At 60.2% G+C, this 12,421-nt stretch carries 6 protein-coding genes; 3 read left to right on the forward strand and 3 right to left on the reverse strand.

Annotated features, from left to right (window positions below; translation table 11 throughout):
• Positions 1–162 precede the first annotated feature (162 nt).
• Both IEX74_RS18390 and IEX74_RS18395 read right to left on the reverse strand, forming a co-directional pair.
• Positions 163–921: an OBAP family protein gene (locus tag IEX74_RS18390; protein WP_188815496.1), complete on the reverse strand. Its 759-nt coding sequence runs from the start codon at positions 919–921 to the stop codon at positions 163–165.
• Between the two features lie 119 nt (positions 922–1,040).
• Positions 1,041–2,054 carry a chemotaxis protein CheB gene (locus IEX74_RS18395; protein WP_188815497.1) on the reverse strand — a complete coding sequence of 338 codons (1,014 nt, stop codon included), beginning with the start codon at positions 2,052–2,054 and terminating at the stop codon, positions 1,041–1,043.
• Positions 2,055–2,297: 243 nt separating this feature from the next.
• On the opposite strand from IEX74_RS18395, the gene IEX74_RS18400 reads away from it, so the two are divergent.
• Together IEX74_RS18400 and IEX74_RS18405 are read left to right on the forward strand one after the other, a co-directional pair.
• A complete protein-coding gene (locus IEX74_RS18400) occupies positions 2,298–5,354 on the forward strand; it encodes a CheR family methyltransferase (RefSeq protein ID WP_188815498.1) in 3,057 nt (1,018 codons plus the stop codon).
• Positions 5,355–5,492: 138 nt separating this feature from the next.
• Positions 5,493–7,871, forward strand: coding sequence for a PAS domain-containing sensor histidine kinase (locus IEX74_RS18405; protein ID WP_188815499.1), 2,379 nt, complete (start codon positions 5,493–5,495; stop codon positions 7,869–7,871).
• Between the two features lie 210 nt (positions 7,872–8,081).
• Here IEX74_RS18405 and IEX74_RS18410 read toward each other — a convergent pair whose 3' ends face one another.
• Positions 8,082–10,241: a hypothetical protein gene (locus tag IEX74_RS18410; protein WP_188815500.1), complete on the reverse strand. Its 2,160-nt coding sequence runs from the start codon at positions 10,239–10,241 to the stop codon at positions 8,082–8,084.
• A gap of 362 nt (positions 10,242–10,603) precedes the next feature.
• Here IEX74_RS18410 and IEX74_RS18415 point away from each other — a divergent pair, with 362 nt between their 5' ends.
• The gene (locus IEX74_RS18415) at positions 10,604–12,385 is read left to right on the forward strand and encodes a glycoside hydrolase family 15 protein (protein ID WP_188815501.1); all 1,782 of its coding nucleotides are present in this window, start codon (positions 10,604–10,606) and stop codon (positions 12,383–12,385) included.
• Positions 12,386–12,421: the final 36 nt, after the last annotated feature.

The raw sequence follows: 12,421 nt of genomic DNA on the forward strand, positions 1-12,421 counted from the left end.
CAGGGCAAATGAGCTTTGTGGCAGCTACCTAGCTACCACTGAAATAGCAGGGAGGTAAGCGCTGGATGCTGCGCGCCGAAAGCTAGGTTGGCACAACAAAAAGGGGGCGCGACAAACGTAACTTCTTACGTTTGTCGCGCCCCCTTTAGCTCCTAGCTCCTCCTAATGCCCGTTGTGCTGCATGGCTGGCTCGGCGCTGTTCACCACCTGCAACTGCCGCACTTCGCCTTTTTCCCAGGCGTTGGCGCCGGGCAGCACGGGCGGTACCTGAATGTCGGCGCGCTGGCGGCGCTTCTCGGCCATCGAGACGTGCATGCGCCGGTCGCGCTGCCCGACCATGGCCGTGTCGATCTGGCCATCCTTGGTGAAGCCGGCCATGAGCAGGGGCGTGCCCAGGGGCAGCTCTTTGTCGCGGTCGGTGTGCCAGGTGTGGAAGGTTTTGCCGTAGGTGGAAGCCAGCTGCTCCATCAGCTCGTGCTCGGCCACGTCGGGTAAGCCGGGCGCTACCAGCTCGCCCGATTTTACCTCGTAGGCGTGGCTGTGCCAGAGCTTCTTTTCCTCGGCGGGCAGCTTCTCAAACAAGCGCCGCGAGATGATGTACTCGATGCCCATGATCTTGGCATCCTTGCCGTTACCGTCGTAAATCACCGACTGAATCACGTCTTCGTTCAGCTTAGATCCGAAGTGGTGCGCCTCCATCTGGCTGCCGATCACGCCGTTGTAGAAGTGGAAGCCGTCGAGGTAGATATCGAGCTGGCGCAAAGGCTCTTTGCCTTGCAGCACATCGGCCCCGACCTCCAGCACCTTGGTTTTGGCCGATTTCTCGCCGCCCGGCGGCGTCACCGGCGATTTGGTGTTCTGGTCGCCGCAGGCAGCGAGCAAGGTAAAAGCCGGAAAAGCTAGGTAGAGGAAATGGCGCATGGGGTGGTAATTGGCTGATGGGGGTGAAATAACTCTATCGTTGTCGTTCAACTGGCATAAGGTCCTTCGTTCCTCAGGATGACAACGATTTCTATAGCGCTGGTTTTCGTGTGAGCAAGCTACCGATCATGGCGCACGGTGGGGCCGGCCAGGTTGTCTACGTCTTTGCCGTTGAGCAGGAACTCGCGCAGGCGGTTGATATGGGCTTTTATTTCGTTTACGCGCTCTTCCTGCTGCACGCTCCAGTAGCCTTCGCCGCGGCTGGCCATGCTGGTGAGCAGGTTTTTGCGCTCTTCCATCATGCGCAGCGCCACCCACAGGGTTTCTTCCAGCGTATCCTGACTGCGGTTGAGCAGCGAATCGGCCGTGAAAGAATGGCCCGTGTGGCAACGGTAGCGCAGTACCCGGCCCTGATCGATTTGCCAGAGCGTGCCCCCGCAGTCAGGGCAAGTCAGGGCCACTTGGTGGCCTAGCTTTTCTACGTCTTCAGCTGATCCCACTACTCGCTCCGCAATGGCGGCCTCCAATTTTAAGTCCTCGGGAATAGTACTTGGGGTAATTTCCTGCCGCACCAGCTCTTCGAGCAGGTGCCCCATGCGCGCCAGCGGCACGGCATAGTTGATGGGTAAGCTGCGCAGCGCGGTTTCGGGCATACTCGGAAATTCAGCTTCGCGCGGGTCTTGCACCACGGTGGTGCCGCCGCAGCGCCGGATAAAGTCCAGCCCGGCAGTGCCGTCGTGGAGCATGCCGGTGAGCACCACCCCGATAACGCCCGCCCCAAACTCGACGGCGGCCGACCGAAACAGCGCGTCGATGGCCGGGCGAAAGTTGTTTTCGTGCGGCCCCTTCGTGACCAGCAGATGATGATCTTTAACCAGCAAGTGCCGGTCGGGTTGGCAGAAGTACACGCTGCCCGCATGAATGTGCTGCCCGTGCCGGGCAACGTGACAGGACAACGTCGTACTTTCGTTGAGCCGCTCCACCAGAAACTCGGACGATGAAGTAGGGGCCAGGTGCTGCACCACCAACACCGCGGCGGGCAGCGTAGCAGGCAGTTGACTCAACACTTCGATGAGAGCAGGCATACCCCCGGCGGAGGTACCAATAACAATAAGCGAAGGATGGTTGGGCACAGACAAAAAAGCAGGAATAGCGTGGATGATAGAGCTATAACCTACGTATAGTCACTGAAAATTGTCACGGATTGCCTGGAATTTGTTGCAAACTCGGGCAGTTGTAAGAAACCGGATCGGACCACGCCTATTTTTGCGGTCCTGATTGCAACGGACCAAGGCCGCCGGCACTTGTGCAGCAGCGCGGCCACCCCGGATTTTCTAAACCTAGCTTATGCCGGCTAGCCGGTAGTTAACTTCCTCATGACTGATCTTTCCTCCCGGCCTTCTTCTGCTGACGACGAGCTTACTCCTGAACAAGGCGCCGTTACGATTGATGAGAGTGCGGGAAACCTGGCCGTGGGGCCCGCCGGCCCGCGCATAGCGCGGGTGCAGGGCTCCGAAGACAAGTTCCCGATTGTGGCCATGGGCGGCTCGGCCGGCTCCATCAGCGCCTTCGAAGCATTCTTTCAGAATCTGCCCCCCGATAGCGGCATGGCCTTCGTGGTGGTGGCCCACCAGCTGCCCACCCAGGATGGCGAGCTGGTGAAAGTGCTGCAAAGCTTCACCCCAATGCCCGTGCACCAGGCCGAAGACGGCATGACCGTGCGAGTAAGCCACGTTTATGTTATTCCGCCCGAGGAGGAGATGAGCCTGCTCAACGGCCGGCTGCTGCTATTTGCCCCCACGCAGCCCGCTTCCCGGCGCCTGCCCATCGACTACTTCCTGCAAAGCCTGGCCCGCGACGCCCGCGACCGGGCCATCACCATCATCTTTTCCGGCACCGGCTCCGATGGCACCCTAGGTTTGAAGATGGTGATGGAAAACTATGGTATGGTGATGGTGCAGGCTCCTGAAACGGCCCAGTACGATGCCATGCCGCGGGCCGCCATGTCCACCGAGTTTGTGGATTATGTGTTGCCGCCCGAGGAGATGCCCAAGGCCCTGCTTGAGTACGTGGCCAAGCCCCTGCTCGTGCGGCCTACGCGGGCCGAAGCCGAATCGGAGGAAAAGCCGGCCCACGCCTTCGACAAGATTCTGACCCTGATCAGAAGCCAGACCGGCCACGACTTCACGCTGTATAAGCGCAATACGGTGCTGCGCCGCATCGAGCGCCGCATGAACTCGCACCAGATCAAGTCTTTCCCCAGCTACGTGCGCTACCTCCAGGAAAACCCGCACGAGGTAGAACAGCTGTTTCGGGAGCTGCTGATCGGGGTCACCAAGTTCTTCCGCGACCCGGAGGCGTTCGAAAGCCTGAAGACCCACCTGCGGCCCCTGCTGCAAAGCAAGCCCAACGACAGCATCATTCGGGTGTGGGCGCCCGGCTGCTCTACCGGCGAAGAAGCCTACACGCTGGCCATGTGCCTGCTGGAATGCCTCGACGACGTAGACCCCGGCAAGTACCTGAAGGTGCAGATCTTCGCTACCGACATCAGCGCCGAAAGCATCGACTTCGCCAGGCTAGGTATTTACCCCGAAAACATTACGGCCGATGTGAGCCCCCAGCGCCTGCAACGATTTTTTCACCTCAACAATGGGCAGTACCAGATCCGGAAGGAGGTGCGCGACCTGGTAGTGTTTGCCCTGCACAACATCAACCGCGACGCGCCCTTCACCAAGCTCGACCTGCTGTGCTGCCGCAATCTGCTGATTTACTTCAGCGCCGATCTGCAAAAAAACCTGCTGCCCATCTTCCACTACGCCCTCAACCCGGAGGGCTTGCTGTTTCTGGGGCCGTCGGAAAACCTGAGCGGCTTTCAGGACCTGTTTGTGCCGCTCGACATGCGGTGGAAAATCTCGCGCCGCATCGAGTCGATGGCCCCGGTCCGGGGGCTGAACTTCCCGCTTTTCATCTCGCGCCATCAGCCCGGCCAAATGCTGCTGACCGGCGCCACGACCCAGGCCCACATGTTGCCCAGAAGCCGCGAAACCGGGCAGCTGGCCATGCTGGTGCAGCGGCTGCTGCTAAGCCAATACGCCCCGCCCGCCGTGGTGATCAATGCCAAAGGCGCCATTCTGTACGTGAATGGCCGCACGGGCAAGTACCTGGAGCCCGCGCCGGGCATGAGCAGCATGAACATCTACGACATGGCCCGCGAGGAGCTGAAGTTCGAGCTGAGCACGGCTATTCACCGGGCTTCGCAGCAGCGCGAGTCGGTGCAGGTCGATAGCGTGCGGGTGAAAACCGAAACCGGCTACCAGCTGCTGCGCCTGAAAGTGCGCTACCTGGAAGAGCCGGAGCAGCTGGCCGGCTTGCTGCTGGTAGCCTTCGAAGACCTGCCCACCCCGCGCAAGGTGCGCCAGGGCAAAATGACCGGGGTGGGATCTGACCTGAGCCGGGATGCCGTGGTGGCGGCCCTCGACAAGGAGCTGCAATACACCAAAAATCGCCTCCAGATGACCATCGAGGAGATGGAAAGTAGCCTGGAAGAGCTGAAAAGCACCAACGAGGAGCTGCAGTCGGCCAACGAGGAGCTGCAAAGCACCAACGAGGAAGCCATGACCAACAAAGAGGAGCTGCAAAGCCTGAACGAGGAGCTGCTGACCCTGAACATGCAGTACGAGAGCAAGACGAACGAGCTGGCCGAAGCCGCCAACGACATGCGCAACCTGCTCGACTCGACCGAAATTGCCATTATGTTCCTCGATAATCAGATGACGATCAAGCGGTTCACGCCCCGCGTGTCGCGCATCATCAACGTGTTGCAGTCTGATATCGGGCGCCCCGTCACGCATTTTGCCTCCAACCTGCGCTACGGCAACTTCGTGGCCGACGTCCGGCGGGTGCTCGACCGCCTGACCACCATCGCAACCATCATCCAGACCAACTCCGGCGAGTGGTACGCCATGCGCATTCTGCCCTACCGCACCCTCGACAACTACATCAACGGTGCGGTGGTCACGTTCACGGATATTTCGCACCTGCGCCGCTTGGAAGAGCAGCAGCAGCAAACGGCCACCCACTTCGTGACGGCCGACCTGGAAGGCGCGCTGGAGCCGCTGTTGGCCCTGAACCGGGACCTGAAAGTGCTGGCCCTCAGCGCCTCCTTTGCCCGCACGTTTGGGCTGAGCCAGTCGGAGGTGAAAGGAGCTTCCCTGTTCAGGCTGAACAACGGCGTCTGGAACCAGCTGCCGATGCGCGACCAGCTGCTGGCGCTGCTGGCCGGCGAAGCCGATGAGTTTGATGACTTGCTGCTGGAGCTGGAGCTGCCAAACCTAGGTCGGCGGCGGGCTACGCTCAGCGGCAGGCGCACCCTTCGCCACGACAGCCAAACGGATTATATCCAACTGGAAGTGAAGGCGCTGGATTTGATTTAGCGCCGGCTTTCGCCTCAAACCTAGGTTCGGGAGCCGGCTTTCTGCCTTTCCTGCTCCGGCCGTTGAGGTTGACGCGTAGGGAAATAATACCGAACTAGCTTCGGAGTAAAAGCACCGCATTCAAGCAAGGCAGAAGTGATGGCTGAACCGAACGAAAACGACCCACGGGCATCCCGGCAAAACGTAGACGAGGCCCTGGCCTTGCTGCGCCAGCGCGCCGAGCGGCGGCGCGAGCTGGTGACCCAAGCCGCCACCGATCGGACGCCCCAGGATATGATGCTGCTGGTGCAGGAGCTGCAAACGCACCAGATCGAGCTGGAAATGCAGTACGAGGAGCTGCTGCAAGCCCAGATAGAGGCGCAAACCGCCCGCGCGCAGTTTGAGGATCTGTACGAGTTTGCGCCCATCGGCTATATCACGCTCGACCCAGCCGGGCTGATTCAGCAGCTCAACCTGGCTGCCACCCAGCAGCTGCGCGATGTGCGCCAACGCTTGCAAGGGCGGCGCTTTCTGCTGTATGTCAGCCCCGCCTACCAGGACTATTTTCTGACTTTCTGGGATGCGGTTCGGCAGACCGACCACCGCCAGACCTGCGAGCTGGAGCTGCAACTGGATAAGGGGACGCCGCTGTTTGTGCGGCTGGAAGGCGTCAGCCTGCCAGCGCCCAATGGGCGTACGCCGCTGGTGCGCATCGCCATCCTCGACATTACGCAGCAGCATGCCGCCGCTCGGCAGCTGACGACCAGTGAGGCTAGGTTCCGGACCTTGTTTGAGGAGAGCAACGATGCCGTAGTATTGCTCCAGAATACAAGCTTTATCGACTGCAATGCCGCGGCCCTGAAGCTGATAGGAGCTCGACGAAAAAGCGACCTGGTGGGTACGCAGCCCTGGCAGCACGCACCGGAGCAGCAGCCGGATGGGCAGCCCACGTACGCCTTGTTTATGAACTCGGTGCAGCAGGCGCTGCGCGAGGGTTCGATGCGCTGCCAGGCCCAGATGTACCGCGTAACCGGCGAAGCCATCTGGATGGAAGCCGTACTGACGCCGATAAACCTGGACGGAGAGTCGCCGATCATTCATATCGTGTGGCGCGACGTGACGGAGCATAAGCGCGACGCCGAGCGCCTGCGGCAAAGCGAAGCCCAGCTCAGCGCGGCCTTGCGGGCGGGCGGACTGGGCGTGTGGCGCTGGGTGCCCGCCACCGATGCGCTGGAGCTGGACGAGCGCGCCCGCACCTTGTTCCGGGCCCCGGCCAGCGGGCCGCTTACCTTCGACGTGGTGCGGGCCGTGGTGCACCCCGACGATCTGGCGTTGGTAGGCGAAAAGCTAGGTGACATCCTGGCCCACCAGAGCGACTTCAACTTTCGCCACCGCCTGCTGTGGCCCGATGGCAGCGTGTGCTACGTGGTAGCCACCGGCCAGGTAGAGCGCGACGCGCGCGGCAACGCGCTTCAGCTCATTGGGTTGGTACACGACGTGACCCAGCTGGAAGAACACAAGGAGCAGCTGCTCGCCGAGCGCAACTTCACCCACAACCTGCTCGACAACAGCGTCGATGGCATTCTGGCCTTCGACCACCAGCGCCGCCTCACCGCCTGGAACCAGGTGATGGAGCAGCAAACCGGCCTGCTGGAAGCCGATCTGCTCGGCCGCGACGTGTTCGAGGTGTTTCCGCACTACGAGCACGCCCCCCAGGGCGACGCGATTCGCGAAGTGCTCGGGGGACGGCGCAGCACGCGCTACAACCTGAGCTTTTACGAGCGGGAAGGCTACTTCGAATCGTATCTGGTGCCGTTGCGCGAAGCGGAGGGCAGAGTGAGCGGCGCGCTGGTGCTCATCCGCGACGTGACCGAGCGCGTGCGGCTGGCCGAGGAAGCTACGCGCCTCAAGCTGCGGCAGCAGCAGGAAGTGCTGTCGGCCATTCTCACCACGCAGGAAGAAGAGCGTAAGCGCATTGCCGAGGCACTGCACAACGGCGTGGGGCAGCTGCTCTATGCTACCCGGCTCAACCTGGAAAACTGGTCGGGTAAGAACCCGGGCCCCCGCGAGGTGGTGATGGATTTGCTGGACGAAGCCATCCGAACGACGCGCACTATCTCCTTCGAGCTGACGCCGGGTATTCTGGAAGATTTCGGGTTGAAAGTCGGGCTTCAGGAGCTGTGCAAGCGTATTCCGAAGCAGAACCTGAACATTCATATGGAGCTGCACGGCCTGGAGCAGCCGCGGCCCCGCCTGCTCGACGTGGCCATTTATCGGATGGTGCAGGAGCTGCTCAACAACATCATCAAGCACGCCCATGCCCAGGAAGTGTACGTGCATGTGGTGCAGGAAGACGGCCACGTCACGATTTCCACCGAGGACGACGGCATCGGCTTTGATCCTACTCCCGATGCTTCCGCGCTCAAAGGCATCGGCCTGGCCGGCATCCGCCAGCGCGTCCACCTGCTCGGCGGCACCCTCACCATCGACTCCCGCCCCGGCCGCGGCACCATCGTGACCATTGAGCTAGCCATCTGAACCACGGATTCGGTCAGATTTTTCGGATTACGTGGATTTTGTGGGCGGGTACGGTTTGCTGTCGTTCATGCAGCTCGCCCACAGTCGTTGTCATCCTGACGCAGGAAGGACCTTATGAGACGAGAACGAGTTGTTGCAACGGATACTCGTGCTCACGTCTTAAGGTCCTGCCTGCGTCAGGATGACGATGAGTGGGAAAGCTGTGGGGTTTTATAGCCGCAAACCAATGCCTGGCCCAAGCAGAAAAAACGGCTTGCCGCCATTCACCAGGTAGCCTCCGCCCAGGTAGAGCGGAAAGGTAAGCTTGGCATCGCTGCGCGTCGGGTACACCGACCCTAGGATGACAATACCTAGGTTGCGGTCCTTGTTGTCGGGGCTCAGGTTGAACGCGTTCAGAGCAACGAAGCCCGCACCGATTTTATAAGGCCGGAGCCGGTTGATTTTGTTTGGACTATAGAAGCTGAATTGCGCCAGGGTGGCCAGACTGATGCCGCTGAAAGTGCCCACGCTGGCATCGCTGCCTATTTGCTTGGTAAGCAGACCCGCCGGAAAGCTCACGTCAATGTCAAACTTCACTTTGCGCTTGAGCACCAGTTCGAGTTGCTGCGTGAAGCCCGACTCGCCGTATTGCGCCTGGGTGTGCTTCACCGTTATCAGAATGCGCGACCAATCGTCGAGGTCATACGTCTTGCGACCGAGCAGATTGTTCAGGCTGATGTTGCCCACTTGGCACTGCTTGTCCTGGTAGAACGCCGCGCGCACTGAATTTTCGCCGGGGCACACCACGATGTTGTCGAGCGTGCGCATTTCAATCAGCTCGCCCTTGCTGTTTTGGGTTTTAATATCAACGGTAAGATACTGTTTGCCATACAGTTGCTGGTCGGTGTCGATGCCGTTGCTGTTGAAGCTGAACACCACGTCGCGGATAACCCGGTCGTAGAGCACCGGCCCGTTGAGGCGCGTGATGGAGCGCGGCGACTCACCAAAGGTTACGCTCACAAAATCAAGCGGGTGCGGCCGCTGAAACTCCCGCACCGACAGCGCGAAGCCCGTCGGCTGGCCGGCGTTGAAGATGGTAACGCGCTTTTTGTCAATCGTGACGGGCACCTGCACGCGGTACACCACGGCCGCGTCGGAGCGGACCGACGAATCGGAAGGCACCACCGTCAGGTCTTCGAAGTGGAAGCGCGCCCGCTGCAACGACTCGCCTTCCAGGCGCACGTCCACGGTTTCGCCGGGGTTCACGGCCAGGTTCGTGGTCCAGTCGCCGCCGCGGTGGCGCACCGTCACGCCCGAAATAGCTGTTTTGGGCGAAATGTTGAAGTTGGTGATGTACTTCGGCTGGTCGTTCTCCTTGATATAGAGGTAGCTATCGGTCTGGCGGTGGGTGTTATACACGCGCACCCAGCACAGCACCCGGTCGTTGGTCAGGTAGCTGCGCGTGAAGATTTCGGCGATGAGCGCCCCGCCGGGGTCCTCCTGATCTTCCACGCGATACGTGCGCTTCAGCTCGAAACTGCGGCCGTTGTCGAGGATGATTTCGATGCCGCGCCGGCGGGAGTTCTCATCAATGGTCACTTCCTTTTTATCGACGTTCAGAAAGCGCAGGCGCGACGACTTCACCGTAAACTCTTGGCGCAAAGGCGGTAGCGCGTAGCTCAGGCGGCGGTTGTTGTCGGTTAGGAATGGCTTTTCCGTTTGGGCGCGCACCGTTAGCACCCGCGAACCTAGGGTGTTGGGCAACACATGCAGCCGCAGCTGGCCGTTTTCCTGGGTGATGCGGTAGTCGATGTCCTGTCCACGCGTCCAGTCGGCAGAAGTGCGCACATTCTTGGGGTTGTTGCTGCGCAGCTCAAACACCTTTTCCTCCCCGATGTACAGATCATTATCGTTGGTGGCCAGGTCCACGGTAGTGCGCGTCACGGGCAGCAAATTTACCGTTTGGGTGCGGGCCGGGTGGCCGGCGCTATCCGCAGCCTGGGTGAAGGTGAGCTTCAGAAAGCGCGCCGCCGTCAGCTCTTTAAAGCGGATTTTTGCCCGGTAGTAGCTGTTATCAACGGCCGTAACGGAGTCGACGAGCTGAAAATCGGCCGAGCGGTTGAGGCGCAGCGGCGCCTTCGCCTGGAAGCTGACGGGGTAAATTTGCAGCTCCGCCGTTTCATCTTCCTGCCGGTAGTAGAAGTAGAGGCTAGGTTCACCCTGCGCCAGGATGGTGTTGCGGCTTAGCGTGTAACGCGTTGTGTCCGTGCGCAGTGCTAGGTCGCGGAGCAGGGGAGGAGCCGTCTGGGCCTGGGCTGAAAAAGTGAGGAATAGAACCAGAAATGAAGCAACGGCGACAATAACGCCGCCAATACCCAAGGGAAAACGCACGAGCGGTTCAGGTCAGAGGGTGAGAAATAGGTGTTGCGCAAAGGTAGAACGCCTTGCCTTTGCGCAAAGGCCAAACCAAGCCGCTGCGCACAAGGAGCGCGCCAATCTGGAAAGGGGCTGGGGGAACGTCATTCCGACCAGCGGGAGGAATCTCGCGTGCAATGCTTACCTCTGACGTCAGGATTACTATTGCACGCGAGATTCCTCGTAACCTAGGAATGACGTTCTTCCTCTAGCTCCCAACTCCTAGCTCCTCCCCTAAGCTCCTCAAAAAAAGGCAACCCGACCGGCCCCGATGCGGTACTACGCTGAACAGCTTTTCCTTGCAAAACGGCCCTTTTCGGCCCCAGCTATACGCTCTCATGATAAAGCATACCTACGACCTAGGTCTGATTGGCAACTGCGCCTACCTTGCCCTCATCCGCAAAGACACGTCGGTGGCCTGGCTCTGCTGGCCACGCTTCGACAGCAGCTTCGTGTTCGGCGACTTACTGGATACCAAAAAAGGCGGCGAGTTCAGCATCCGATCTTCTGAAAAGGAGTTTACCTCCAGCCAGTACTACGTGGAGAACACCAACGTGCTGTGCACCGAAATAGAAGACGCCAACGGGCGCTACCGCGTGACGGATTATGCCCCGCGCTTCTCGCAGTACGACCGGTACTACAAGCCGCTGATGATGATCCGCAAGCTGGAGCCGCTGTCGGGGGTGCCGCGCGTGACGGTGACCTGCAACCCGGTGGGCGAGTACGGCAGCACCCAGCTCAGCCGCCGCCGCAGCTCCAACCACATCGCCTACCTAGGTTTGGACGAGGAAATCCGCCTCACCACCGACATCCCGCTGACCTACATTATTGATCAGGAGTGCTTTGTGCTGAACGAGACGAAGTACCTGGTGCTGACCTACGGCGCGCCGCTGGAAGCTGCGCTGGCAAATACCGCCGAGCAGTTTCTGCGCAACACGTTGCAATACTGGCAAAAATGGGTGAAAAGCACCAGCATCAGCAACTTCTACCAGGACCAAGTAATTCGCTCGGCCCTCGCCCTGAAGCTGCACCAGTACGAAGACACCGGCGCCATCATTGCCGCTACCACCACCAGCCTACCCGAAGCGCCCGGCAGCACCCGCAACTGGGACTACCGCTACTGCTGGATGCGCGACACCTACTACATTCTGACGGCCTTCAACAACATTGGCCACTTTGAGGAGGTGGAGCGCTATTTCCACTACATCGCCAACATTTCCACCAAAGTGGAAGACAAGTACCAGCCGCTCTACGGCATTGGGGGTGCTAGTAAGCTGATTGAGACGGAGTTGGACCTGGAAGGCTACCTAGGTAACAAGCCCGTGCGCATCGGCAACGATGCCTACACGCACATCCAGAACGACGTGTATGGGCAGGTGCTGGTGGCCCTGCTGCCGCTCTACGTCGACCGCCGCTTCCGCGACGACGAGCGGGTGAACTCCTCGAAGATGATGTACGAGGCCTTGCGCATGATCAAAAGCACCATGAACATTCCCGACGCAGGTTTGTGGGAGTTCCGCCACATCGCGCAGTACCATTGCTACACGTACCTGTTTCACTGGGCCGGCGCCCACGCGGCGTGCAAAGTGGCAAGCTACCTCCAGAACAAAGACATGGAGAAGCTGGCCAACGAGCTGATGCGCGAAGCCGCCGACAAGATCGAGCAGTGCTTCGACCCGAAACAGGGTGCGTACACCAACGCCATTGGCTCGCCGCACCTTGATGCCAGCGGCTTGCAGCTCATCCTGATGGGCTACCTCGACCCGAACTCCGAGCGGGCCAAAACTCACCTCGCTGCCCTAGAAGGTGCCCTGAAAACACCCGAAGGCCTCTTCTACCGCTACCGTCACCCCGACGACTTCGGCACGCCCGAAACGACGTTCCTGATCTGCTCTTTCTGGTACGTGGAGGCGCTGGCTGTGGTCGGCAGGTTGGAAGATGCGAAGCACGAGTTTGAAAAGCTCATCACCTACACCAACCACCTAGGTCTGCTCTCGGAAGACGTGGACGCCAAAACCGGCAGCCAGTGGGGTAACTTCCCGCAGGCTTACAGCCACGTCGGGCTGATGAATGCCGCCTATCGAATTTCGAAGAAGCTGGACCGCCCGAATTTCTTGTAAAGTGGTGAAATGGAGAGGTGGTGAAATGGTGACTTG

The sequence above is a fragment of the Hymenobacter cavernae genome (genome assembly GCF_014641455.1).
GTDB lineage: Bacteria > Bacteroidota > Bacteroidia > Cytophagales > Hymenobacteraceae > Hymenobacter > Hymenobacter cavernae.